At 67.0% G+C, this 25686-nt stretch carries 21 protein-coding genes; 8 read left to right on the top strand and 13 right to left on the bottom strand.

Annotated elements, in window-relative coordinates:
* Position 1: 1 nt before the first annotated feature.
* The 3 genes from PKE80_RS06620 to fumC all read right to left on the bottom strand — a co-directional run bounded on the left by PKE80_RS06620 (position 2) and on the right by fumC (position 3178).
* The gene (locus PKE80_RS06620; RefSeq protein ID WP_271181812.1) at positions 2-1351 is read right to left on the bottom strand and encodes an AtzE family amidohydrolase; all 1350 of its coding nucleotides are present in this window, start codon (positions 1349-1351) and stop codon (positions 2-4) included.
* The gene (locus PKE80_RS06625) at positions 1348-1524 is read right to left on the bottom strand and encodes a DUF4089 domain-containing protein (RefSeq protein ID WP_271181813.1); all 177 of its coding nucleotides are present in this window, start codon (positions 1522-1524) and stop codon (positions 1348-1350) included. Before PKE80_RS06625 ends, PKE80_RS06620 begins: the two co-directional genes overlap by 4 nt.
* Before the next feature lie 271 nt (positions 1525-1795).
* Positions 1796-3178: a class II fumarate hydratase gene (fumC, locus tag PKE80_RS06630; RefSeq protein WP_370424211.1), complete on the bottom strand. Its 1383-nt coding sequence runs from the start codon at positions 3176-3178 to the stop codon at positions 1796-1798.
* A gap of 193 nt (positions 3179-3371) precedes the next feature.
* On the opposite strand from fumC, the gene PKE80_RS06635 reads away from it, so the two are divergent.
* Complete coding sequence (locus PKE80_RS06635; RefSeq protein WP_271181815.1) at positions 3372-4358, top strand: aldo/keto reductase; 987 nt, start codon at positions 3372-3374, stop codon at positions 4356-4358.
* A gap of 4 nt (positions 4359-4362) precedes the next feature.
* On the opposite strand, the gene PKE80_RS06640 is transcribed toward PKE80_RS06635, so the two are convergent.
* The 6 genes from PKE80_RS06640 to PKE80_RS06665 form a co-directional block, all read right to left on the bottom strand.
* Positions 4363-5268 carry a LysR family transcriptional regulator gene (locus PKE80_RS06640; RefSeq protein WP_271181816.1) on the bottom strand — a complete coding sequence of 302 codons (906 nt, stop codon included), beginning with the start codon at positions 5266-5268 and terminating at the stop codon, positions 4363-4365.
* 172 nt (positions 5269-5440) lie between these two features.
* Positions 5441-7636, bottom strand: coding sequence for an aldehyde oxidoreductase molybdenum-binding subunit PaoC (gene paoC, locus PKE80_RS06645; RefSeq protein ID WP_271181817.1), 2196 nt, complete (start codon positions 7634-7636; stop codon positions 5441-5443).
* Positions 7633-8583 (bottom strand): FAD binding domain-containing protein, encoded by a 951-nt coding sequence (locus tag PKE80_RS06650; RefSeq protein ID WP_271181818.1) that lies wholly within the window; start codon positions 8581-8583, stop codon positions 7633-7635. The genes paoC and PKE80_RS06650 overlap by 4 nt, the downstream gene beginning before the upstream one ends.
* Positions 8580-9218, bottom strand: a complete 639-nt coding sequence (gene paoA / locus PKE80_RS06655; protein ID WP_008832260.1) for an aldehyde dehydrogenase iron-sulfur subunit PaoA — start codon at positions 9216-9218, stop codon at positions 8580-8582. The genes PKE80_RS06650 and paoA overlap by 4 nt, the downstream gene beginning before the upstream one ends.
* Before the next feature lie 321 nt (positions 9219-9539).
* The gene (locus PKE80_RS06660; protein WP_271181819.1) at positions 9540-10862 is read right to left on the bottom strand and encodes an MFS transporter; all 1323 of its coding nucleotides are present in this window, start codon (positions 10860-10862) and stop codon (positions 9540-9542) included.
* A gap of 32 nt (positions 10863-10894) precedes the next feature.
* Positions 10895-11356: an Lrp/AsnC family transcriptional regulator gene (locus PKE80_RS06665; RefSeq protein ID WP_008832262.1), complete on the bottom strand. Its 462-nt coding sequence runs from the start codon at positions 11354-11356 to the stop codon at positions 10895-10897.
* 135 nt (positions 11357-11491) lie between these two features.
* Here PKE80_RS06665 and PKE80_RS06670 point away from each other — a divergent pair, with 135 nt between their 5' ends.
* Positions 11492-12541, top strand: coding sequence for a Leu/Phe/Val dehydrogenase (locus tag PKE80_RS06670; protein WP_271181820.1), 1050 nt, complete (start codon positions 11492-11494; stop codon positions 12539-12541).
* A 195-nt stretch (positions 12542-12736) separates the two neighbouring features.
* On the opposite strand, the gene PKE80_RS06675 is transcribed toward PKE80_RS06670, so the two are convergent.
* From PKE80_RS06675 to PKE80_RS06685, 3 genes are all read right to left on the bottom strand, one after another.
* A complete protein-coding gene (locus PKE80_RS06675; RefSeq protein WP_271181821.1) occupies positions 12737-14527 on the bottom strand; it encodes an acyl-CoA dehydrogenase C-terminal domain-containing protein in 1791 nt (596 codons plus the stop codon).
* A gap of 190 nt (positions 14528-14717) precedes the next feature.
* Positions 14718-17042: a 3-hydroxyacyl-CoA dehydrogenase/enoyl-CoA hydratase family protein gene (locus tag PKE80_RS06680; RefSeq protein ID WP_271181822.1), complete on the bottom strand. Its 2325-nt coding sequence runs from the start codon at positions 17040-17042 to the stop codon at positions 14718-14720.
* A complete protein-coding gene (locus PKE80_RS06685) occupies positions 17039-18175 on the bottom strand; it encodes a thiolase family protein (protein ID WP_271181823.1) in 1137 nt (378 codons plus the stop codon). Before PKE80_RS06685 ends, PKE80_RS06680 begins: the two co-directional genes overlap by 4 nt.
* A 219-nt stretch (positions 18176-18394) precedes the next feature.
* On the opposite strand from PKE80_RS06685, the gene PKE80_RS06690 reads away from it, so the two are divergent.
* The 5 genes from PKE80_RS06690 to PKE80_RS06710 are packed head-to-tail and all read left to right on the top strand — an operon-like array spanning position 18395 to position 23187.
* Positions 18395-18835: a DUF2147 domain-containing protein gene (locus tag PKE80_RS06690; protein WP_271181824.1), complete on the top strand. Its 441-nt coding sequence runs from the start codon at positions 18395-18397 to the stop codon at positions 18833-18835.
* Positions 18836-18889: 54 nt separating this feature from the next.
* Positions 18890-20188: an OmpP1/FadL family transporter gene (locus PKE80_RS06695; protein ID WP_271181825.1), complete on the top strand. Its 1299-nt coding sequence runs from the start codon at positions 18890-18892 to the stop codon at positions 20186-20188.
* Positions 20188-21906 (top strand): long-chain-fatty-acid--CoA ligase, encoded by a 1719-nt coding sequence (locus PKE80_RS06700; protein ID WP_271181826.1) that lies wholly within the window; start codon positions 20188-20190, stop codon positions 21904-21906. Before PKE80_RS06695 ends, PKE80_RS06700 begins: the two co-directional genes overlap by 1 nt.
* A complete protein-coding gene (locus tag PKE80_RS06705) occupies positions 21903-22322 on the top strand; it encodes a MerR family transcriptional regulator (protein ID WP_008832270.1) in 420 nt (139 codons plus the stop codon). Before PKE80_RS06700 ends, PKE80_RS06705 begins: the two co-directional genes overlap by 4 nt.
* Positions 22315-23187, top strand: a complete 873-nt coding sequence (locus tag PKE80_RS06710) for an acyl-CoA thioesterase (protein WP_271181827.1) — start codon at positions 22315-22317, stop codon at positions 23185-23187. The genes PKE80_RS06705 and PKE80_RS06710 overlap by 8 nt, the downstream gene beginning before the upstream one ends.
* Here PKE80_RS06710 and PKE80_RS06715 read toward each other — a convergent pair.
* Positions 23169-23744 (bottom strand): TetR/AcrR family transcriptional regulator, encoded by a 576-nt coding sequence (locus PKE80_RS06715; protein WP_271181828.1) that lies wholly within the window; start codon positions 23742-23744, stop codon positions 23169-23171. The two genes, PKE80_RS06710 and PKE80_RS06715, sit on opposite strands and share 19 nt — an antisense overlap.
* Before the next feature lie 139 nt (positions 23745-23883).
* On the opposite strand from PKE80_RS06715, the gene PKE80_RS06720 reads away from it, so the two are divergent.
* Positions 23884-25638, top strand: coding sequence for an acyl-CoA dehydrogenase (locus tag PKE80_RS06720; RefSeq protein WP_271182143.1), 1755 nt, complete (start codon positions 23884-23886; stop codon positions 25636-25638).
* The last annotated feature ends 48 nt before the right edge of the window (positions 25639-25686 follow it).

The raw sequence follows: 25686 nt of genomic DNA on the forward strand, positions 1-25686 counted from the left end.
GTTACCCCCTCGCCGCCACAGGCGGCGCAATAATACGCGCCGCCCCCAGCGGCATGGAAAATCCGATCGTCCCGTTCGCTTCGAGCATGGCGGCGAAGGCGAACAGGTCGGGCTCTCGCCCTGGTCCGCCGATCAGTTGCAGGCCGATCGGCAGCATGCCCGGCCGGTAGAGCGGAACCGCCAGCGACGGCAATGCCGTGAAGGTGATCGGCTGGGTATGAATGCCCAGATCCGCTCGCGCCGGAGACAGCGCGCCATCGATCAGGATGCGCGGATCGGCGATCGGCGGCGCGAAAGTCGGCGTCGCCGGGGCGAGCAGCACGTCGTAGTCAGCCACCAGCGCCTCGATCCGGGCGCGATATTCGGCTCGGAAAGCCTGCGCCTCCTCGTAAAGCGCATCGGGCAGCAGGGCACCGGCGAGCAGGCGGTCGCGGACCTGCGGGTCGAAGCCCATTGCGTTCGCCGCCAGCGCCTCGCGGTGGAGCATGCCGCCCTCGTGCGCGGTGATGATGAAGGCGGCGGAGCGCGCGCGCGCGATCTCGGGCAGTTCGATCAGCGGCGCATCGGGCGCGATGGCATCGATGGCGGCAAGCTGCTCGCCTTGCGCGTTCTCGCGGAAACGGCCGCCGAGGCGGGCGATGCGAAACTCGCTGCGGCTTGCGGGCTCGCGCCCTGCGAGTACCTGCCAGACCAGCGCCATATCCTCCACCGAGCGGGTGAAGGGGCCGATGTCGTCGAAGCTCTCGGCGAAGGGAAACACGCCGCCCAGCGGCAGGCCCTCGTGCGTGGGTTTCAGGCCATAGAGCCCGCACAAGCTGGCGGGCACGCGGATCGAACCGTTGGTGTCCGATCCCAGCGCGAAAGCGAGCAGCCCGGCCGCGACGACCGCAGCCGAGCCGCCCGAGGAACCGCCTGCGAGGCGGGAGGGATCGTGAGGATTGCGGGTCGTGCCGTAAGCCGCGTTGATCGTCGCGAAGCCGTAGGCGAACTCGTCCATGTTGAGGGTGGCGAGGCAGATCGCGCCCGCCGCCTTGAGCCTGGCCACTGCCTCGGCGTCGGACGTGGCGGGGGCGGCATCGACGTAGATCGTGGAGCCTGCCGTGGTCGGCAGCCCTGCGAGGTCGAACAGGTCCTTCACACCATAGAGCACGCCCGCCAACGGCCCCGGATCGCGCCCGGCAGCCACCATCGCATCGATCGCGTCGGCCTCGGCACGGGCACGGTCGTGCAGGACGCGGGTGACGGCTACATGCTCGTCGGCGACCAGGGCGATCAGCGCATCTTCCACCATGGCGCGGGCGCTAAGCGTCCCGGCGCGCACGGCAGCGGCGGTTTGCGCGATCGACCTCATGCCGGTTCGTCGCGCATCGTGCGGGCATGGCGCGCCAGCAGCGCAAGATTGGCGGCGACACCCGGGGCGCACTCGGGCAGTATCGGCAAGGCGCGCGCGGCAGCCGCGGCGGCGATCTCCGCTTCGCCCTGCGGGACTTCAGGACGGGGGGAATTAGCGGGGTGTTCGGCCATGGTCTCGCGCGGTCGGAAGGGTCAGGAAGGTGCGCCGCGCGACCGTCAAAGTCCACGCCCCGCACCCGGGTCCTAACTGCCTTGCCAGACCTGCGCGATCAAACGCAATGATCGGAACAGATCGTTGCAAAAATGAGAGCACCAACCCCATTCCAGTCTCGTCATTGCGAGCGAAGCGAAGCAATCCAGGGCAGTACTAAGCCACGCTGGATTGCTTCGCTTCGCTCGCAATGACGAAAAAAGGGGGGAAGCGCCCTCCCCCCTTCGCCACTCACACCATCGTTTCGGGCCGCACCACGCGGTCGAAGGTCGCTTCGTCCACCAGCCCCAGTTCCAGCGCCGCCTGCTTGAGCGTCTGGCCCTCGGCATGCGCGTGCTTGGCGATCTTGGCGGCGTTGTCGTAGCCGATTTCGGGCGCCAGCGCGGTCACCAGCATCAGCGAGCGGTCGAGCAGTTCGGCAATCCGCGCGCGGTTGGGCTCGATGCCATCGACGCAGCGCTCGGCGAAGCTGACCATGCCGACCGAAAGCAGGTCGATCGAGCGGATCACCGCCGCGCCGATCAGCGGCTTGAACACGTTCAGCTCGAACGCGCCCTGCAGGCCACCGATGGTCGCGGCCTGATGGTTGCCGATCACCTGCGCGGACACCATCGTCAGCATCTCGCACTGGGTCGGGTTGACCTTGCCCGGCATGATCGAGCTGCCCGGCTCGTTCGCGGGCAGGTCCAGTTCGCCAAGGCCCGAACGCGGGCCGGAGCCCAGCCAGCGCACGTCGTTGGCGATCTTGGTCAGCGCTACCGCCAGCGTCGCCAGCGTGGAGGAGAGGTGCACCAGCGGATCGTTGGAGGCGAGCGCCTCGAACTTGTTCTCGGCAGTGCGGAACGGAAGGCCGGTGAGGCTGGCCAGTTCGGCCGCGACATCGACGTCGAAGCCCGGCACCGCGTTCAGCCCGGTGCCGACCGCCGTGCCGCCCTGCGCCAGCGCGCTCACTTCGCCCGAGACGGCCGGTTCGATCCGCCCACGCGCGAGGTGCAACTGCTGGACGTAGCCGGAGAATTCCTGCCCCAGCGTCACCGGCGTCGCGTCCTGCAGGTGCGTGCGGCCGATCTTGACGATGTCCTTCCACGCCTCGGACTTGGCCTGAAGCGAGGCATGGAGCTGCGCCAGCGCGGGGTAGAGCTTGTCGTTCGCCGCGCGCGCCGCCGCCACATGCAGCGCGGTGGGGAAGCTGTCGTTCGAGGACTGGCCCATGTTCACATGGTCGTTGGGATGGACCGGCGACTTGCCGCCGCGCGTGCCGGTCAGGATCTCGTTGGCGCGGCCCGCGATGACCTCGTTGACGTTCATGTTGGACTGCGTGCCCGATCCGGTCTGCCAGATCACCAGCGGGAACTGGTCGTCGAGCTTGCCCGAGACGACTTCCTGCGCCGCCGTCTCGATGGCGTCGGCCACTTTCGCGTCGAGCCCGTGCTTGCGATTCACCCGCGCCGCCGCCTGCTTCACCAGCGCCAGGGCATGGACGATGGCGATCGGCATGCGTTCGGTCTCGCCGAAGGGGAAGTTCTCGATCGAGCGCTGGGTCTGCGCCCCCCAGTAGGCACTGGCGGGTACGTCGATTTCACCGATGCTGTCGGATTCGCGGCGGGTTTCCATGGCTTCGAGACCTCCTTCGCTCATGCAATGTCGTCAGCGGGTTAGATAAGGCACAAGTTCATCATGTCCATCGCTATTGCGACTTAGTTGCATATATTTACATGCAATCTCTGCAAGCTTGCTGCGTCCCACGCGCTTGACTGGCCAGGTGATTTGGCCGACCTCTGCGGTTCCCCGGAATACAGGATACCCCATGACCAAACGCCTTCTCGCCGGCCGCGAAGTCGCCGCCATCGGCCTCGGCTGCATGAACATCGCCTGGGCCTACGGTGAGGCCCCCAGCCGCGCGGATGCTGTTTCGCTGTTCCGCCACGCGCTCGACGCCGGGTGCGACCATTTCGATACCGCCAACATCTACGGCATGGGCGTCAGCGAGGAGACTCTGCGCGAGGCGATCATGGACCGGCGCGACGAATTCTTCCTCGCCACCAAGACCGGCATTGTGCTGGAAGGCGAGCGTCGCGGCACCGACTGCCGCCCGGAGAGCATCGCCGCGTCGATCGACGCCAGCCTCAAGCGGCTGGGCACCGACCATGTCGACCTGTTCTACATGCACCGGCTCGACCGCGACACGCCGATCGCGGATTCGGTCGGCGCGATGGCCCGGCTGATCGAGGCAGGCAAGATCGGGTCCTACGGCGTCTCCGAATGGTCGAGCGCGCATATCCGCGAGGCCCATGCAGTGCACCCGATGGCGGCGGTGCAGACCGAATATTCGCTCTGGACCCGCAACGTCGAGCTGGGCGTGCTCGACACCACGCGCGAACTCGGCATCGCGCTGGTCGCGTTCTCCCCGGTCGGACGCGGCGCGCTGTGCGGCGAGATCACCGCGCCCGAGCAGCTGGGCGGCAAGGACATCCGCCTGAGCATGCCGCGCTTCTCGGCAGAGCACTGGCCGGCCAACCTCGCGCTGATCGAGCAGCTTGCCGCCCTCGCCGCAGAAGCCGGGGCGACGCCCGCGCAGCTGTCGCTGGCCTGGGTACTGGCGCAGGGCGAGCACCTGCATGCGATCCCCGGCACCCGCTCGATCGCGCACTTCGACCAGAACCACGGGACGATGACGCTGGACATCGCACCGGAGGTGATCGCGCGCGCCGGAGAGATCATCAACCAGCAGACGGTCAGCGGTCACCGCTACTCGCCGATGATGCAGGCCACGATCGACACCGAGGATTATTGAGGCGTCAGCCGAGGGGCTTCATCTCGCGGATCAGGTCGATCAGCAGGCGAAGGCCCCTCGGCACCTGGCGGCGGCTGGAATAATAGATGAAGTAGCCCGGCCCCGGCGAGGCCCACTCCTGCAGCACCGCGCGCAATGAGCCGTCGGCCAGCAGCGGGGCGATGGCCGGTTCCGCCGCGTACATCAGGCCCATGCCGCTCAGCGCCAATGCGCGGCTGACGCTGCCGTTGTCGACGATGATGCCGCCGGGCACCGCCAGCGCGAGGGACTCCTCGCCCCGGTCGAAATCCCAGTTGTACATCCGCCCGTTGCCGAGCCGCAGGCGGATGCACTGGTGCTGCATGAGGTCGTCGGGATGCTGCGGCTCGCCGTGCTTTGCGAAGTAGGCGGGCGCGCCGGCCACCACCCAGCGGAAATCCGGTGACAGGCGCTGGGCGATCATGTCCTCGGGCACGGTGCCGCCGAAGCGTATCCCTGCGTCGAAGCCCGCCTCGATCACGTCCACCATCGTGTTGTCCACGCTGATATCGAGTTCCACGTCGGGGTAGCGCGTGACGAATTCGGGCAGCACCGGCGCCAGCATCCGCATCGCCGCCTCGTCCGGGACGTTGAGGCGCACGCGGCCGGTGGGAGCGTCGCGGTGGAGGTTGAGCAGGTCCTCGGCTTCGTGGATCGCGGCGAAGGGGTCGCGGATCGCGGCCTGCAGGTCTTCGCCCGCGGCCGTCAGCGTGACCGAGCGGTTGGTGCGGTTGACGAGCCGGACCTTGAGCCGCTCCTCCAGCCCGCGCAGCGAGTGGCTGAGCGCCGAGGCGCTGACGCCCAGTTCGGTCGCTGCCTTGCGGAAGTTGCGGTGCCGCGCGATGGCAAGGAAATACGAAAGGTCGGCAAGATCGGAACGCCGGAAGGGCATTTATGCGGTAATCCCGAATACGAGGAGGGTGGCATTCTAGGACCGGAAGTCGCCCGCTGCCAAATTTTCTCATCTTTCCCGTCATTGCGAGCGAAGCGAAGCAACCCAGGGCAGCACTACGCCGCCCTGGGTTGCTTCGCTTCGCTCGCAATGACGAAGAGTGGCTAAAGGCTCAGACCACTTCGCCCAGCTTGTCGAGGTGCTTGTCCAGCGTGATCGGATAGTCGCGTACGCGCACGCCGGTGGCGTTGTAGATCGCGTTCGCCACCGCCGCGCCGACGCCGCACAGGCCCAGTTCGCCCACGCCCTTGGCCTTCATGGGAGAGACCTTGTCGTCCGCCTCGTCGAGGAACACGACCTCCTGATGCGGAATGTCGGCATGGACCGGCACTTCGTAACCCGCAAGGTCGTGGTTGACGAAGAAGCCGAAGCGCTTGTCGACCGCCAGTTCCTCCATCAGCGCGCCGCCCACGCCCATGGTCATCGCGCCGATCACCTGGCTGCGCGCCGCCGTGGGGTTGAGGATGCGGCCCGCCGCGCAGACCGCCAGCATGCGCCGCACGCGCGTCTCGCCGGTGTAGCGGTCCACCGCCACCTCGACGAAGTGCGCGCCGAAGGTGGACTGCTGGAACTTCTTGCCGAGATCGCCGAACTCGATCGAGTCCTCGACCACGATCTCGCCGCCCTTGGCCGCAGCGGCAATGTCCGCGACGCGGTTGCCGACATGGACCTGTCCGTTCTCGAACACCGCCTCGCCCGGCCCGAGGCCCAGCTTGCTGACGATCGCCTCGCGCAGCTTGACGCAGGCGGCATAGAGCCCCGCCGTCGAGGAGTTCGCCCCCCACTGCCCGCCCGATCCGGCCGAGACCGGGAACGAGGAATCGCCCAGCTTCACCGTCACCTTGGCGAGCGGCACGCCCATCATCTCGGCCGCGGTCTGCGCCATGATGGTGTAGGTGCCGGTGCCGATGTCGGTCATGTCGGTCTCGACCGTGACCTGTCCCGAGGGGCTGAGGCGGACGCGCGCGCCGGACTTCATGTTGAGGTTGTTGCGGAACGCCGCCGCCACGCCCATGCCGATCAGCCAGCGGCCGTCCTGCACCTGGCCCGGAGCCTTGCGGCGCGCCCAGCCGAAGCGCTCGGCGCCCTCCTCCAGACAGCGCACGAGGTTGCGCTGCGAGAACGGGCGTTCGGGCTTCTCCGGATCGACCTGGGTATCGTTGATGACGCGCAGTTTAACCGGGTCCATGCCCAGCTTCTCGGCCAGTTCGTCGACGGCGATTTCCAGCGCCATCAGGCCGGGCGCCTCGCCCGGCGCGCGCATGGCGTTGCCTTCGGGCAGGTCGAGCACGGCGAGACGCAGCGCGGTCATGCGGTTGGCGCCCGCGTAGAGCAGCTTGGTCTGCTGCGTGGCGCTTTCCGGGCCGCCGCCTTCGAGATCGCCCGACCAGCTTTCGTGACCGATGGCGGTCAGCTTGCCGTCCTTCGTCGCGCCGAGGCGGATGCGCTGGATCGTCGCGGGCCGGTGCGTGGTGTTGTTGCCCATGAACGGACGCGTCAGCGCGACCTTGACCGGACGCTTTGCCGCCTTCGCGCCGAGCGAGGCCATGAGCACGTCCGAGCGCAGGAACAGCTTACCGCCGAAGCCGCCGCCGATGTAGGGCGCGATCAGGCGCACGTTCTCAGGGGGAATCTGGAGCGTGCGGGCAAGGTCGCCCGCACCCCACGCGACCATTTGGTTGGCGCTCCAGACCGTGAGCTTGTCGCCCTCCCACGCGGCAATGGTGGCATGCGGCTCCATCATCGCGTGGCTCTGGTCGGGCGTGGTGTACATCTGGTCGAGCTGCACCGGCGCGGCGGCGAAGGCTCCCGCGAAGTCGCCCACGGCGGTCGGCGCGTCGGAGCCGGTGGCGTCCGGCGCATCCACCTTGGCGGCGGCGAGGTCGAAGGCGCCCCCGTCGCGCGCATAATCGACGTCGATCAGCGCGGCGGCGGAGCGGGCCTGCTCGAAGGTTTCGGCGACGACCACGGCGATGGCCTGGTGGTAGTGCTGGATCTTCGGGCCGCCGAGCAGCATCGCGGTGTTGAAGTTGCCCTTGGCGATCTTGCCCGCGTTGCGGTGCGTGACTACGGCGACCACGCCCGGCGCGCGTTCGGCGCGGGAGGTGTCCATCGAGCGGATCGTGCCCTTCGCCACCGCCGAGCCGACGACGTAGCCGTAAGCCGGTTTCCCCGGCAGTTCCTGATGCTCGTAGGCGTAAGGCGCGTGGCCGGTGACCTTGAGCGGGCCGTCGATGCGCGTGGTGGGCTTGCCGACGACCTTCATGCGGTCGATCGGGTTGGTCCCTGCGGGTTGGTCGAACTTCATGCTTTTGCCTCCGCAAGAACCGCCGCGATGGTGCGCTGGGCGAGGGTCAGCTTGAATGCATTGTCCTCGCGCGGGGTGGCCCCGGCGAAGAGGCAGTCGGCGACGACCTTCGAGCCCTTGGGCAGCAGCGCGTCGGCTTCCTCGACACGCCACGGCTTCGGCGCGACGCCGCCGAGGGCGACGGCGCCCTTCCCGTCCTTGCCGATCACCGCCGCGACGGAGACGAGCGCGAAGGCGTAAGAGGCTCGGTCGCGGACCTTGCGATAGATATGCGTGCCGCCCTTGGGCTTGGGAACGGCGACGGAGATGATCATCTCGCCCTTCTCCAGCGCGGTTTCGACGTGCGGGGTCTGGCCCGGCAGCGTGTGGAAGTCGGCGATGGGGATGGCGCGGGTGGTGCCGTCGGGGCGGATCGTCTCGACCGAGGCATCGAGCACGCGCATCGCCACCGCCATGTCGCTGGGATGCGTGGCGATACAGGCGTCGCTGGTGCCGATCACGCCGAGCGGACGGCTGAAACCGCCGATCGCCGCGCAGCCCGAGCCGGGCTTGCGCTTGTTGCAGGGCATGTTGACGTCGTAGAAATACGGGCAGCGGGTGCGCTGGAGCAGGTTGCCCGCCGTCGTCGCCTTGTTGCGCAGCTGGCCCGACGCCCCCGCGACGAGCGCGCGGGTGAGCACGCCGTAATCCTTGCGCACGCGCGCATCGGCGGCGAGGTCGGTGTTGCGCACCAGCGCACCGATGCGCAGGCCGCCGCCGTCTATGGCTTCGATTTTATCCATACCGAGGCCGTTGACGTCGATCAGGTGCGTCGGCGTCTCGATCTCCAGCTTCATCAGGTCGAGCAGGTTGGTGCCACCCGCGATGAAGCGCGCGCCCGGCGTCGCGGCGACTTTCGCAGCCGCATCCTGCGCGCTCGTGGCGCGCTCATAGGTGAACGGCCTCATGCCTTTACTCCTGCGACCTGAGCCATGGCCTCGGCGATATTGGAGTAGGCGCCGCAGCGGCAGATGTTGCCGCTCATGCGTTCGCGCATCTCGGTTGTCGTCATCGGCGAGGGCTTGGAGACGTCGGCCGTGACGTGGCTGGGCACGCCGGCGCGGATTTCCTCCAGCACCGCAACGGCCGAGCAGATCTGACCCGGCGTGCAGTAGCCGCACTGGTAGCCGTCATGCTCGACGAAGGCGGCCTGCATCGGGTGCAGGTTGTCCGGGCTGCCGAGGCCCTCGATCGTCGTCACCTCGTCGCCTTCGTGCATCACCGCCAGGGTCAGGCACGAGTTGATGCGGCGGCCGTTGACGATGACCGTGCACGCGCCGCACTGGCCGTGGTCGCAGCCCTTCTTGGTGCCGGTCAGCTTCACATGCTCGCGCAGGGCGTCGAGCAGCGTGGTGCGGGTGTCCAGCTCCAGCCGGGTCGCCTTGCCGTTGATCTTGAGGCTGACGGCGGCATGCGGCGGCGCGGCGGTCTGGGCCTGCGCCATCGCCACGTTGCCCGGGCCGAGCGAACCGGCGATCGCCGCGCCCGTCGCACTGGTCTTGAGAACGTCGCGCCGAGAGATCGCTCCGTATCCTTCCGTCATGGGTGATGCTTTCTTTTAAGGGACGACCACGGCAAAACCGCAGCCGGTTCACGCCTTCCTTGCCCAAGGCGCGCCCTATGTGACCATCAACCCACTCTGCCCGGATAAGTTGCCCTGCGCTACGGCGTCACGATTGCATGCGATGTTGAGTAATGTTCATCACTGTGCACAGCATAACTATACACGGCAGAATATAGTACCGCCCCGCATGTCGATATTGGATTGCACTTCTTCTCGTCGTTGCGAGCGAAGCGAAGCAATCCAGAGTGGCGCAAGACTGCCCTGGATTGCTTCGCTGCGCTCGCAATGACGATGCAGGCTCTAGGCCGCAGCCACGCGGTCCAGCGGATTTTCGCGGCGGGTATCCGGCAGCATAAGCGCCGCCACGAGCGACACCACGCAGAACGCAGTGACGTACCAGTAGAAGCCGTGTTCCATGCCGATCTGCTTGAAGGCGAAGGCCACGTTCTCCGCCGTGCCGCCGAACAGCGCGTTGGCGACGCCGTAGGCGAGGCCCACGCCCAGCGCGCGGACATGGACGGGGAACAGCTCCGCCTTGAACAGCCCGCTGACGGAGGTGTAGAAACTGCAGATCGTCAGCCCCGCCGCGATCAGCAGGAACGCGGTGACCGGGCTTTTCGTCACCGCCAGCGCGCTGAACAGCGGCACCGTGAACACCACGCCCAGCGCGGCGAAGGCGACGATGTTGTTACGCCGCCCGATCCGGTCGGAGAGCAGGCCCATCAGCGGCTGCTGGATCATGAACACGATCAGCACCGCCGTCATCATCAGCGTCGCCGTCTCCTTGGCCATGCCGACGGTGAGGACGAGGAACTTCTGCATATAGGTGGTGAACGAATAGAACATCAGGCTGCCGCCTGCCGTGAGCGCCGCGACGATCAGGAAGGCGCGGGTCGAGTGGCGGAACAGTTCCGCAAGGCTTCCAGCCTCGGCGCCTTCACGGTCCTTGGCGTCTGCGGTCTCGTGCATGTGATCGCGCAACAGCACGATGCACCCGGCGGCGACGGCGCCGATCAGGAAGCCGATGCGCCAGCCCCACGCCTTCATCCCGGCATCGCCCAGCAGCTGCTGCAGCACCAGGATCACCAAAGTCGCGGTCAGCTGCCCGCCGATCAGGGTGACGTACTGGAACGAGGACCAGAACCCCCGCCGTTTCGGCCCGGCGATCTCGGAGAGGTACGTCGCCGCCGTGCCGTACTGCCCGCCGGTCGAGAAGCCCTGCAACATGCGTCCGACCAGCAGCAGCGCCGGAGCCGCGACGCCGATCGTCGCGTATGTCGGCAGCGCGGCGATCAGCAGCGCCCCCGCACCCATCATCAGCACCGAGACGACCATCGCCTTCTGCCGCCCGTGCCGGTCGGCATAGCGCCCGAAGAACCACCCGCCGATCGGCCGCATCAGGAAGCCCACCGCGAAGATGCCGCTGGTCGCCATGACCTGCACCAGCGCGTCGCTCTTGGGGAAGAACTCGGAGGAGAAATAGAGCGCGGTGAAGGCGTAGACGTAGAAGTCGTACCACTCGATCAGATTGCCCGCAGAGCCCGCGACGATGGCCTTGAGGCGCATCCTGTCCGTCAGTTGCGGGGCCTCGGGGGTGGGCTCGATCGTGAGGGGGTGCGACATCCAATACCTTTCGTTCGTTCAAATCGGCCCCATCAGATCGGCAACGCGGTCGTCGCCTTGATCTCCGACAGCGCGACCGTCGAGGTGATTTCCTGAACGCCGGGAAGCTGGGACAGCTTCTCGAAGAAGAAGCGCTCATAGGCGCTGATGTCCTCGGCGACCACCCGGATCATGAAATCGACTGAGCCCAGCAGCACGTAGCAGTCCAGAACCTCGGGATATTCGCGGATCTTGGCGGCGAATTCATCGAGGTTCGCGCGGCCGTGGGCGTTCAGCTTCACCTGCACGAAGACATGCGCGTTGAGGCCCACCTTGTGCCGATCGACGATCGCCACGCGGCGCTGGATGAAGCCCTCGCGCTCCAGCCGGTCGATGCGCCGCCAGCAGGGCGAGGGGGACAGCCCCACCCGCTCGGCGATCTGCGCCGTTGTCTGATTCGCGTCGCGCTGCAGTTCGCGGAGAATTTTTCGCTCATAAGGATCAAGTCCGGTCATTTTCACCGCATATCACAAGCGGAACACCTTCGTCGCGTCGGATTTTCCCCGCCAGCGTCGAAATGAGGTCAGAACGCCCTCGCCTCTCCCGGCATAATGCGGGTGCTAACACCACTCCCGCATGGAGCCTTGACGATGGTTGCCCAGACCCGGCGCATGATGCCGCCGATCGAATATGTCCGCCTGTCCGACGAAGCCGCCGGTCTTGACGGCATCATCGCCATCCACTCGACCGCGCGCGGGCCTGCGGCGGGCGGCTGCCGCCTGTGGACTTACGACGACCCCGAAGCCGCCATGCGCGACGCCTTCCGGCTGGCCGAAGGCATGAGCTACAAGAACGCCATGGCCCACCTGCCGCTCGGCGGCGGCAAGGCCGTGCTGCGCCGCCCGGCGGGTGACTTCGACCGCCGCGCGCTGTTCGAAGCGTTCGGCGAGGCGGTCGAGAAGCTCGATGGCCGCTACGTCACCGCCGAGGACGTCGGCACCGGCGTCTCCGACATGGAGTGCGTGGCGCGCCATACCCGCCATGTCGCGGGCCGCACCGCGCTGCCGGGCCTTGCCGGCGGCGATCCCTCGCCCTGGACCGCGCTCGGCGTGTTCGAGGCGATGAAGGCGGCGGTCGAGTTCCGCTACGGAAGCGGCCTTGCGGGCGTGACGGTGGCGATCTCCGGCGTCGGCAATGTCGGCGCGGGGCTGGCGCGGCTGCTCCACGGCGCGGGCGCGAAGCTGGTGGTTGCCGACATCGACCCGCTGCGCTGCGCGCGTCTCGCCGAGGAAACCGGCGCGCGGATCATGGGGATCGCGGGCATCGCCGCCGTGGAGGCCGAAGTCTTCGCGCCCTGCGCGCTGGGCGGTGCGCTCGATGACGCGACGGTCGAGGCATTGCACGCAAAGGTCGTGTGCGGTGCGGCCAACAACCAGCTTGCCGCGCCGCATGTCGCGGACCTGCTGATGGAGCGCGGCATCGCGTATGCGCCGGACTATGTCGCCAACGCGGGCGGCATCATCAACGTCGCGGCCGAATACCTCGGCGAGAGCGAAAGCGAAGTGCGCGGCCGGGTCATGGCGATTGGTCCGCGCATGCGCGAACTGCTGGACACCGCCGCCAGCGACGGTCTGCCGCCGCCGGTCGTGGCCGATCGCATGGCCGAGGAACTGATGCGGCCGGAGACGGTAGCGGCTTAATAGAGGCCCACCCCTGCCCCCTCCCCCAAGCGGGAGGGGAATGAGAGGTCACTCTCGTTTACACGTCGTCATTCCCGCGAAGGCGGGAACCCAACTGATGACAGAGCCTGTTGCACCGGCATCAGATGGGTCCCTGCCTTCGCGGGGATGACGGATTTTAGAACGAGGGGGTGGGCAACCCCCACCCCTCCCCCATCAGAACGCCGCGTCTTCCAGCGCCATCATCGAGGCCTTGCCCGCCTTGATCGCCAGGAACGCTGCCGTCGCCTGCGGCAGGATGCGGTCGAAGTAGAACTGCGCCGTCGCCAGCTTCGCCTTGTAGAAGCCCGCGTCCTCGCTGCCTTCGCCCAGCCTGTCCCACGCGATCAGCGCCGACTTCGCGAAGCAGTAGGCCATCGCCACCAGCCCCATCAGCCGCAGGTAATCAGTCGCCGCAGCGCCTGCTTCCTCGGGATCCTTCATGCCCTTCTGCGCGATGGTGCCGGTGGAAAGCTGCAGCGCACCGAACGCCTTCTCCAGCGCGGCGATCATCGGACCGAACTGCGCGTCCGCCTTGTTCGCCTCGACGAAGGCCGACACCGGATGGAAGAAGCTGCGCAAGTAGCGCCCCATGTGCGCGGGCATCTTGCGCCCGACCAGATCGAGCGCCTGGATGCCGTTGGTGCCCTCGTAGATCATCGCGATGCGCGCATCGCGGGCGTACTGCTCCACGCCGCTCTCGGCGATGTAGCCGTGGCCGCCGTAGACCTGCACCGCCAGATTGGCGCTTTCGTGGCCGAGGTCAGTGAACAGCGCCTTCACCACCGGGGTCATCAGCGCGATGAAATCCTCGGCGTTCTGCTTCACCGCCGGGTCGGTGGCGTGCTTCTCGGCATCGAGCGCGCGGCTGACCCAGCCGCCCAGCGCGCGGCAGCCTTCGTTGTAGGCGCGCATCGTCATCAGCATGCGGCGCACATCGGGGTGGACGATGATCGGGTCGGCCGGGCCGTTCGGGTTCTTGACGCCCGACAGCGAGCGGCCCTGCAGGCGGTCCTTCGCGTAGTAGACGGCCGACTGATAGGCCGCCTCGCCCACGCCAAGCCCCTGCACGCCCACCGAGACACGCTCGGTGTTCATCATCTTGAACATGGCCTCCATGCCCTTGCCCGGCTTGCCGACGATCCAGCCGGTGGAATCGTCGAAGTTGAGCTGGCAGGTGGCCGAGGCCTTGAGCCCCATCTTGTGCTCGATCGCCGCCACTGAAACGCCGTTCGACGGTCCCGGCGTGCCGTCGTCCTTGGGCAGGTACTTGGGCACGAGGAACAGGCTGATCCCCTTCACACCCTCGGGCGCATCGGGAAGCCGCGCGAGAACGAGGTGGACGATGTTGGGCGTCAGGTCATGCTCGCCCGCCGAGATGAAGATCTTGGCGCCGGTCAGCTTGTAGGAGCCATCCTCCTGCGGCACAGCCTTGGTGCGCAGCATGCCCAGGTCGGTGCCGCAGTGCGGCTCGGTGAGGCACATCGTGCCCGACCATTCGCCCGAGACCATCTTGGGCAGGTAGAACTGCTTCAGATCGTCGCTGGCGTAAGCCTCGATCGCGGTGGTGCCGCCGTGCGTCAGGCCGGGGTAGAGGCTGAACGAGAGGTTGGCCGAGCAGATCATCTCCTCGGTCATCTTGTTCACCGCCTCGGGCAGGCCCTGCCCGCCCCATTCGGGATCGGACGCCAGCGCGCACCAGCCGCCGTCGCGGAACATCTCGTAGGCTTCCTTGAAGCCCTTGGGGGTGCGGACCACGCCGTTTTCCAGCACGCAGCCCTCGATGTCGCCGGAGCGGTTGAGCGGCAGCAGGACTTCCTGCGCCACCTTCGCCGCCTCTTCGAGCACGGCGTCGACGAGGTCGGGGCTGAATTCCTCCAGCGCCTCCAGATTGCCGAAGCCGTCGTCCTGATGGAGTTCGTGGATCACGAACCGCATGTCGCGCAGGGGCGCCTCATAGACTTGCATGTGTCACTCTCCTCGCGGGTTACGCTGCGTCTTCACACCCCACTCTTCGTCATTGCGAGCGGCCCAAAAGCACTTGGGGCCGCGCGGCAATCCAGGGCGGCGCAAACCGCCCTGGATTGCTTCGGCCTTCGGCCTCGCAATGACGAGTGTGGGGTAATCAGTCACCAATGCGTCCCGTTGTTCTCTTGTTTCAATTGCGCAGCGGCTTGCCGGTTTCGAGCATGTGCTCCACCCGGGCGATCGAGCGCGGACTGCGGACCAGCCGCATGAAAGCCTCGCGCTCCAGCTTGAGCAGTTCCTGTTCGCTCACCACATCGACCAGATCGGCCTCGCCGCCGGTCAGCACCGTCGCCAGCGCGTCGGAGACGACCATGTCGTAGTCAGTGGCCTTGCCCTGCTTGCGAAAGCCCTCGGCCGCCATCGACAGCGCGGTGCGGCCACTCTCGCCGGGCAGGCGGAAGTGCGGGGCCTCGCGCGGCTTGTAGCCATCGACCAGCGACAACGCCTTCTGCTTTGCATCGTAGAGCAGGCGATCGCGGTTCATGGTGATCGCATCGTCGGCGCGTAGGAACAGCATCTCCTTCGCCTGCGCGGCCGACTTCGATACCGAGGCGGTGGACACCGTCTCGAACACCTTGGCCACCGCAGGCATCGGCCCCCTGGGCATCATCGGATTGCTCTGCCAGCGGTCGAGCAATTCGCCATTGCCGCCCCAGCCCGGGACAAGGCCGACGCCGCACTCGACGAGGCCCATGTACAGCTCGGCATGGGCCTGGATCGCGTCGCAGTGGAGCAGGATCTCGCACCCGCCGCCCAGCGCCATGCCCGCCGGCGCGCCGACCACCGGGAACGGCGCGTACTTGAGGCCCTTGTACGCCATCTGTCCACCGGCGACGAGCTTCTCGATCTCGCTCCACGCGGCGATGTTCACCGCGAAGATCGCGAGGCCGAGGTTGGCCCCGGCCGAGAAGTTGTCGGCGTCGGTGTAGACGACCAGAGCCTTGTACTTCGCTGCCACCAGCGGGATCGCCTCGACGATCAGCTTCATCACCTCGCCGTCGAGCGCGTTCATCTTGCCGGTGAATTCGAGCGCGGTGACGCCGTCGCCGATGTCCCACAACGCGGCGGAGGCGTTACGGAGCAGTGGTTTGCCTGCCAGCTTCACGTCGGCGAGGCTGAGGACGCCTTGTGGGCGCTTAATGTCACTGTAGGTGCCGTTGAGTGCCAGTGCCTGCCGCACGCCGTTTTCGACGCGATAGAACGGCCTGTCGCCCGCGACCTTCAAGATTTCAGGGACGGGTTTTCCTTCGGATTCAAGGCGCTGCGCCAGCCAGGCGGCGCCCAGCTTGTCGATCATCTCGAACGGCCCGGCCTTCCAGTTGTAGCCGAGCTTCATCGCATCGTCGATCGCCACCACATCGTCCGCCGCCGACGGAATCAGCGAAGCCGCATAAGCCAGCGTCCCGCCCAGAACCGCCCAGGCATAGTCGCCGATCGGCCCCTTGGTCTCGACGAGCGCACGCAGGTCGCCGCGCGATGCCTTGCCCGAGGGACCGGCAGCGCGGATGGTCTCGCGGTACTCGCCGGTAGCAAGGTCGATGGTCTCCTTACGGCGGCCCATCTCCTTGTTAAGTCGGTAGAATCCACCCTTGCCCTTGCGTCCGGTATAGCCGTCGGCGATCATCTTTTCGATAAGCGGATGGCTGCGCGCGATGGCGTGGTAGGGGTCGTCCTTGGGCAGCGTCGAAGTAAGGCTGGCCTGCAGATGCGGCATCAGATCGATGCCGACGAGATCGACGAGACCGAAAATTCCGGTCTTGGGCACGCCCATGGGCTTGCCCGCGACGGCATCGGCCAGTTCGACGCTCAAGCCTTGGTCGAAGGCCGCGTTGAGGCCCAGCTGGATCCAGTAAGTGCCTATGCGATTGGCAATAAATCCCGGCGTGTCCTTGGCTTTCACCACCGTCTTGCCCATCGCCACGTCGGCGAACTGCTCGACCTTGGCGGCGACACCGGCGTCGGTATCCGGCCCGGTCACGATCTCCAGCAGCCGCATGTAGCGCGGCGGGTTGAAGAAGTGGGTGATGAGGAAGTCGCGCTTGAAGGCGTCAGACCGGCCATCGACCAGCTGCGCCAGCGGGATCGTCGAGGTGTTGGACGACACCGCCGTCCCCTCGCGCTTCACCGCCTCAAGCCTGGCGTAAAGGCCCTGCTTGATGTCGAGGCGTTCGATGACGGCCTCGATCACCCAGTCGCATTCGGTAATCTTTTCAAGGTGATCCTCGATGTTTCCGGTCTCGACGAGCTTGGCGGCGGCCTTGCTCATGAACGGCGCGGGCTCGGTCTTGAGCATCTTCGCCACCGCGCCTTCGGCCACGGCATTGCGGTTCGCGCCGTCCTTCGGGACGATGTCGAGCAGCAGCACCGGCACGCCCGCATTGGCGACTTGTGCGGCGATCCCGGCACCCATGGTGCCCGCGCCGATGACGCAGACTTTCTTGATGGAGCCGCTCATTCCACGGCCTCCAGAACGGTGGCGATACCCTGACCGCCGCCGATGCACTGGCTGGCGAGCGCGTACTTGCCGCCCTCGCGCTTGAGCAGCGAGGCCGCCTTGCCGACGATGCGCGCGCCGGTCGCGCCGAGCGGGTGGCCGATGGCGATCGCGCCGCCGTCGATGTTCACCTTGGCGGTGTCGAGGCCCAGATCCTTGATGCAGGCAAGTGCCTGAGATGCAAAGGCTTCGTTGAGTTCCACGACGTCGAGGTCACCGGCGGAAATCCCCGCGCGCTCCAGCGCCTTCTGGCTGGAGAGGATCGGGCCAAGGCCCATCGTCTCGGGCGCGCAGCCGGAAATCGCCACCGACTTGATGCGGGCGAGGATCGGCAAGCCGTGGGCGCGCGCGTATTCCTCGGTGGTCACCAGCACCGCGCTGGCGCCGTCGGTCAGCGGCGAAGACGTGCCCGCCGTCACCGAACCGTTGGCATCGAACGCGGGCTTGAGGCCAGCAAGGGCTTCAGCGGTGGTTTCGGGACGGATCGTACCATCTTCGCTGACGGTGCCGCCCTTGGTTTCGATGGGCACGATCTCGTCGGCCAGCTTGCCTGCTTCGCGCGCGGCGGCGGCCTTCTTCTGGCTCTCGACGGCGAGCGCTTCCTGTTCGCCGCGCGAAATCTGATACTGGGTGGCGACGTTTTCGGCCGTCTCGCCCATGCCGATGTAAGCGGCGGTCGACCTGGCCAGCGCCGGGTTCGGCAGCGGATTGAAGCCGCTCATCGGCACCCGGCTCATCGATTCGATACCGGCGCAGATGAACACCTCGCCAGCCCCTACGGCGATCTGACCCATGGCGATGTGAATCGCGCTCATCGAGGAGCCGCAGAAACGGTTCACCGTCATCCCGCCGACCGACTGCGGCAGTCCCGCAATCTGGCCGATCAGGCGCGCGACATTAAGCCCCTGCTCTCCCTCGGGAAAAGCGCAGCCCACGATGATGTCCTCGATATCGGCGGGCTCCACGCCGGTCTTGGAAATCAGCCCCCGGATCACCTGCGCGGCGAGGTCGTCGGGGCGGACGCGGGCCAGTGCGCCCTTGTTGGCCAAGTGAAACGGCGAACGGGCGTAGCCCGCGATCACGACGCTTTGCATGCATTCCTCTCCATGGGCGGACCCGGCCGGCTTGAGTGCCGAATCCATAGCGATCCTCGTTCTCCCGAACGTCTTCCCTTAAGGTGCGAATCTTTCCCTATACGTCAAGCAAATTTTGGGATATGCTGAGTCCATCCGGTCGGGATCGGTCGTCACCTGCGAAGTCAGGGGCACGGTTCCAGCTTAGAAATCCGGGCGAGAGAGATGGAGAGGTCGCAAATGCACTTCCTTAAACTTACAACGCTGGCGTTGGGTTCCAGCGCTGCGATCGTCGCCGCATCGCCGGTGCTGGCGGCGGATGCGGGCGCGCTGGCAGGCTCGTGGCGCACGCCTGCCAAGCACGGCGTGGTCGAGATCGAACGCTGCGGCGGCTCGATCTGCGGCAAGCTGGTGTCTTCCGAGAACATCCTGAAGAACCCGGAACTCAAGGACATCAACAACAAGGACGCATCCAAGCGCGACCGCCGCCTCAAGGGACTTCAGATCCTCGGCGGCTTCAAGCAGGACGGCAACGCCTGGTCGGGCGGGACGATCTACAACCCGGAAGACGGCGGCACCTACAAGGCCACGATCACCCCGGCGGGCGCGGACACCCTCAAGCTCAAGGGCTGCATCGTCTGGCCGCTATGCAAAACCCAGACATGGACGCGGATCAAGTAGGCCGCGCGGCAGTTAAGTAGCTGCCAAAAAGCAATTACCTAGGGAGAGTACCGAATGCATACCAAGTACAACCGCATCTTCCTTGCGAGCGCGGCCAGCGTCGTCGCCTTCGCGTGGAGCGGATCGGCGAGCGCGCAGGCGTTCTACCTTCAGGAGCAGTCCGTCCGCGGACAGGGCCGCGCCTTCTCGGGCGAGGCGGCTGATACCGGCGTCGATTCTCTCTGGTGGAACCCGGCTTCGATCGCGGGCATGCAGGGCGGCGAGGCATCCGTGCGCGCCAGCGCCATCCTGCCGCGCGGCAAGGTCGTGGACAACGGGACCGTGATCGTGCGCCCGCTGCAGGCCCCGGCCTCGGTCGGCGGCAATCCGGTGGCGAAGAACCCGATCGATAACGGCTACCTGCCTTCGGGAGCGATCGCCTATGGGTTCGGCCGCGTGGCGGTGGGCCTGTCGCTGACGGCACCCTATTCGTTCACCACCGACTACGACGCCGACAGCTGGGCGCGCTACAGCGCCGACAAGACCAAGCTGCGCACGTACGACATCCAGCCCTCGATCGCGGTGGAACTGGCCAAGGGCCTATACATCGGCGGCGCGGCGAACATCGAATATGTCGATGCGACGCTGGGCAACTACCTTCCCAACCTGTCGCCGCTGCTGGCGGATGGGCACCAGACGCTCAAGGGCAATGGCTGGGATGTGGGCTGGTCGGCAGGCGTGCAGTACCATGACGGCCCGGTCTCGCTGGGCTTCGCGTACAAGTCCTCGATCAAGCACAAGCTGGACGGCACGGTGACGCTCGAAGGTCTGGCCGGTCCTCTCGCCACGCAGAACGGCACGATCGACGCCAAGGCTTCGTTCAGCACGCCGTGGATGATCATCGGCAGCGCCCGCGCGCAGATGAGCAAGAGCCTGACCCTCAACGCGCAGGTCGTGCGCATGGGCTGGAGCGAGTTCGACACCATCGACATCGGCGCGCCGATCAACCAGTCGATCCCCGAGAACTACCGCAACAGCTGGACCTGGGCGATCGGCGCCGATTATCAGGTCAATCCGCAGTGGGTCCTGCGCACCGGCTTCCAGCGCGGCATCACCCCAACTCAGGACGGCAATCGCGACGCGCGCGTGCCTGACAGCAACCGCTGGAACTTCTCGGCAGGCACCAGCTATTCGCCGAGCCCGGCCTTCACCATCGACGCGGCGGCTTCGTACATCACCTTCAAGGACGCGCCGATCGACCGCATCACCGCTGCCTATGCGGGCACGGCGGTGCAGACGCCGGTGATCACCAACGGCGAGCTGAAGGACGCTTCCGCTCTTGTCTTCTCCCTCGGCGCAAGGATGCACTTCTAATGATCGACGCGGCGACGATCGGCGGGGTCGCTCCCGCCACTGCCTCCTCAACGACGGACGAGATGCCGCCGATCGCGCCGCGTCTTCTGACCGACCTGCTCGACCATGCAGTAGAAGCGCATGGAGCATGGTCGGCGGTCGACTTCATGGGCCGCAAGTGGACATATTCGGAAATCGGCGCGCTTGCGAAGCGTGCCGCCCGCGGCCTGCAGGACCTTGGTGTCACCAAGGGCACCCGTGTCGGCCTGTGCCTGCCCAATACGCCCTACTACGTGGTCGCCTATTTCGCGGTTCTGCGGATTGGCGCTGTCGTGGTGAACTTCAACCCGCTCTACACCGAGCGCGAGATGGCGCATCAGGTCACCGACTCCGGCTGCGAGGTGATGATCGCCACCGATCTCGCGCTCTGCCTGCCCAAGCTGGAGCCGCTGGTCGGCAAGACCTGTCTCAAGCGCGTGGTCGTCTGCCCCTTCGCCGACGCCCTGCCCGCGATCAAGCGCCGCGCCTTCCTGCTCTTCAAGCGCCACGACATCGCGCATGAGCCGCACGACTTGCGCTATGCGCGCTGGGCCAACCTGATCGCCCGCGATGCAGAGCCGGACCCGGTCGAACGCCATCCCAACGACCTCGCGGTGCTGCAGTACACTGGCGGCACCACCGGCGTGCCCAAGGGCGCGATGCTCAGCCACGCGAACCTGGCCGCCAACTCGGCGCAGATGATCGCGCATGTCGGCCACATGCCCGAGCATCAGGAGCGCACGCTGGGTGTGCTCCCGCTGTTCCACGTCTTCGCGCTGACGACGGTGCTGAACTACTCGGTCGACACGGCGGCGGAGATGATCCTGCTCCCGCGCTTCGAGATGAAGTCCTTCCTCGCCACCGCCAAGCGCACGAAGCCGACGCAGTTCTTCGGGGTGCCGACGCTCTACACCGCGCTCAACCACCAGCAGCTTCACGGCGAGTTCGACAATGTGCGCGTCTGCATCTCCGGCGGCGCGCCCCTGCCGCTCGAAATACGCCGCGAGTTCGAGGAGAAGACCGGGGTGAACGTCGTCGAGGGCTATGGCCTCTCCGAAGCCAGCCCAATCATCGCCTGCAACCCGCTCGAAGGACTGGTCAAGGACAACGCCTGCGGCCCCGCCTTCCCCGGCACCGCGCTGGAAATCCGCGATCCCTCCGACCCCACCCGCCTCTGCGCGCCCGGCGAAAAGGGCGAAGTCTGCGCGCGCGGCCCGCAGATCATGCAGGGCTACTGGGGCCGTCCCGAGGACACCGAGAAGACCTTCATCTACGGTGCCCTGCGCACCGGCGACATCGGCTATCTGGATGAGGACGGCTATCTGTTCCTCGTCGACCGGATCAAGGACGTGATCCTCTGCGGGGGCTATAATGTCTATCCGCGCATCATCGAGGAAGCGCTCTACGAGCATCCGATGGTCGCCGAGGCGGTCGTGATCGGCATCCCCGATGCCTATCGCGGGCAGGCTCCCAAGGCCTTCGTGGTGCTGCACGGGGGGGACATCCTGGATCAGGAGACATTGCTGGACTTCCTGCGCGAACGGCTGAACAAGATCGAGATGCCCGCCTCGATCGAGTTCCGGGATTCGCTCCCCAAGACCATGGTAGGCAAGCTGTCCAAAAAAGACCTCGTCGCGGAAGAAGCTGCCAAGCGTGAGGGCCAAAACTCTGGCCAAGGCTCGGGCGGAACCGCAGCTTGAGCGCCGCGCCCGCTCCCGAACCGCCGCAACTTCTGGGCATCCAGGAGGCCGCAACCCTGCTCGGCGTGACGATGCGCACCTTGCGCTTCTATGAGGACAAGGGCCTGATCGCGCCGCAGAGGGTCGGCACCACCCGCATCTATTCGCGGCGCGAGGTCGGGCGAATGCAGTTGATCCTGCGCGGCAAGCGGCTCGGCTTCTCGATCCGCGAGATCAAGGAGTTCCTCGATCTCTACGACGTCGATCCCGAGCATCACGAACAGGTCCGCGCCCTCAAATCCAAGGTCGGCGAGCGTATCGCCGACTTGCGCAAGCAGAAGCGGGCGATCGACCAGACACTGGAGGAACTGCTCTCGATCGAGCGGCAGGCCCTTGCGTGGCTCGAAGGCTCCCCGCTAAGGCCCGTCGATGACTGACCCTGCTGCTGCCGTCGCCGAACTGCGCGCCCTCCTCGAAGTCGAGGAGATCGACACCGACCTGTTCCGCGGCGGCGCCTCGGAGGAACGGCCCGGCCGCGTGTTCGGCGGCCTCGTGGTGGCGCAGGCGCTGGCGGCCGCCGCACGCGATCTGGCGGGCAGCGATCGGCAGGCCCATTCGCTCCACGCCTATTTCCTGCGTGCCGGGGACACGACGCGGCCGATCATCTACCGCGTGCTGCGCGACTTCGACGGCGGCAGCTTCGCCAACCGGCGCGTCGTGGCGATGCAGGGCGGCAAGCCGATCCTCAACCTGGCGGCCTCGTTCCATCGGCGCGAGGACGGCTTCGCCCACGCCGCCGCCATGACGCAAGTGCCCTCGCCCGAGCAGTGCCCGGACCTCGTCACGGCACTCGCGGCGACGGGCCAGAAATTCCCGCAGGCCATGCTCGACCGCCTCGCCGCGTTCGAGATCCGGCCCGGCCCGCCTGCCGTGCAGGGCTCGGATACCCCTCACCAGTTCCTGTGGTTCAGGCTGGCCGCGCCGATCGACAGCGACGAAGTGCTCAGGCGCGTCGTGCTAACTTATGCGAGCGACTTCGCACTCGTTTCCACGGCGATCCTGCCCCATTCGAAGGCCATTTTCTCGCCCGGCATGCAGGTCGCCAGCCTCGACCATGCGGTGTGGTTCCATTCCACTCCGCCGGTGGACGACTGGCTGCTCTATGCGATGGACAGCCCCTGGGCCGGCCACGCGAGGGGCTTTGCGCGCGGCGCGCTTTACGACCGGGCGGGAACGCTGGTCGCCAGCGTAGCGCAGGAAGGACTCTGCCGCGCCGTCCCTACTCAGGAACCGACCGCGTAGACCCCGAGGATCTGGTCGGCGACTTCATCGAGGGTGAGGCGCCCCGGCCGATACCACTCGCTCGCCGAATTGAGCGTGGCGAGCAGCAGGATGCGATAGATCACAGGATCGCGGCCCGGCTGCGATGGCAGCGCATCAATCAGGTCCGCGAACAGCCGCTCGAACGCATCGCGCCGTGCGACCAGTTGCACGCGCACGGCTTCGGGCACCGCGCGAAAGTCGTTCATCAGCGGCATCGTCAGCGAGGCCGGGTCGAGCTGGATCGCCAGCAGTACCCGGCACGCCGTGGCCAGCCGGGCGGCGGGCTCCTCCACCCCCTCGATCGCCACGCGGATGCGGTCTTCCGCCGCCTGCAGCGCCGCATCGTGGATGCGCACGAAAAGCGCGTCCTTGCTCTTGATGTAGTGGTAGAGCGAGCCGCCCAGCAGGCCCACCCGCTCGCCGATGTCGCGAATGCTGGTCGCGGCATAGCCCCGCTCGGCGAAGAGGGCGGCGGCGGCAGCCACGACCTCGTCCTCGCGCGACGGGTTCGACTTGTCGGGATGGCGTACGTTCATCGGCCCTGCGTTGGCGCGCGGACGGCCGATCGGCAAGGGAATTCACGGTCTCTAACGTCACCACCTTGATTGTAACGATCGTTTGGTACATTGACACCCAAAGCCGCGCAAGCGCGCAAGGACCACCGTGGAGACGATCATGCCCTCGACCTACCAGCCCCCCGTCGCGACGATGCGCTTCCTGTTGGAGCACGTGCTCGATTTCGACGTGCAGATGGCCGCGCTGCCGGGGCTGGAGGAAGTGACGAGCGAACTGGCAGGCGAAGTGCTGACGATGGCAGGCCGCATGTGCGCCGAACGCCTCGCCCCGCTGAACCTGCCGGGCGACGCCGCAGGCACGAAGCTGGTCGACGGCAATGTCGTGACCGCACCGGGCTTCGCGGAGGCTTATGCGGAATTCGTCGAGGCGGGCTGGCCCGGCCTCGCAGGCGATCCCGAGTTCGGCGGACAGGGCCTGCCGCGCACCGTGCAGATCATGCTCGACGAGATGGTGTCCGCCGCCAACCTGTCGTTCGGCCTGTTCCCCGGCCTTACCCGGGGCGCGGCGGAAGCGCTTGCCGCACACGGCTCGGAAGAACTCAAGGCGACGTACCTCGGCAAGCTCGTCACCGGCGAGTGGTGCGGCGCGATGGCGCTGACCGAGGCTTCGGCGGGCACCGACCTCGGCCTGCTGCGCACCCGCGCCGAGCCGCGCGGCGACGGCAGCTACGCGGTGACCGGAACCAAGATCTTCATATCCTCGGGCGACCAGGATTTCGGCAACAACATCGTCCACCTCGTCCTCGCCCGCCTGCCCGATGCTCCGGCCGGGGTGAAGGGCATCAGCCTGCTGCTCGTCCCCAAGTTCCTGCCCGGAGCCAGCGGCGCCTTCGACGAGCGCAACGCCATGTCGGTCGGTGCGCTCGAGCACAAGATGGGCATCCATGCCCAGCCCACTTGCGTCATGAACTACGACGGCGCCACCGGCTGGCTGGTAGGCGAGGCCGGGCGCGGGCTCAACGCGATGTTCACGATGATGAATGCCGAGCGCCTGTTCGTCGGCATCCAGGGGCTCGGCCTTGCCGATGCGGCGACGCAGAACGCGGTGGCCTATGCCCGCGAACGCCTGCAAGGCCGCGCCTCGGACGGACGCCCCGGCCCCGTGCCGATCATCGCCCATGCCGACGTGCGAAAGATGCTGCTCGCCTGCCGCGCCTTCGTGGAGCCCGCGCGTGCCCTCGCCGCATGGACCGCGATTCGCATGGACATCGCCGACCGCCACCCGGACGCCGCGACGCGCGATGCGGCCTCCGCCGACGTCGCCCTGCTGACGCCGGTGGTGAAGGCGGCCTTCACCGACTTCGGCTTCGAGACGACGGTGCTGGCGCAGCAGGTGTTCGGCGGCCACGGCTACATCCACGAAGCCGGGATGGAGCAGTTCGTCCGCGACGCACGCATCACCCAGATCTACGAGGGCACCAACGGCGTACAGGCCATGGACCTCGTCTCGCGCAAGGTCACGCTGAACGGCGGCGCCCCCTTGCGCGCCTACCTCGACGGAATCGCGGCCGACATCGACAAAAGCGACGCGAGCGACCTCGCCGTGCAGATGCGCGCCGCCCTCGCCATGCTGGAGGAAGCCAGCGCCACCATCGCGGCCGCATCGGGTGATGCCGATGCCCTCGGCGCGGCGGCCACGGAGTACCTCAACCTCTTCGCGCTGGTGTCGCTGGGCTGGATGTGGGTCCGCATCCTCGCCGCCGCCCCGGCGCTGGAGGATGCGCGCAGCCGCGACACCTACGCCGCCATCGCCGCCTACTACGCGAGCTACGTGCTGCCCCGCGCAGGTCTGCACGCGGCCCGCATCGCAGCCGGTCCCGCCACGGTCATGGCGCTCGACGAAGCGCTGTTCTGAAAGCCTTTTCCCCGCCCCTCTCCGCTCGTCCCGCCGCCCGCGCGGCGT

It is taken from the genome of Novosphingobium resinovorum (assembly GCF_027922145.1).
GTDB classification, from domain to species: Bacteria; Pseudomonadota; Alphaproteobacteria; order Sphingomonadales; family Sphingomonadaceae; genus Novosphingobium; species Novosphingobium resinovorum.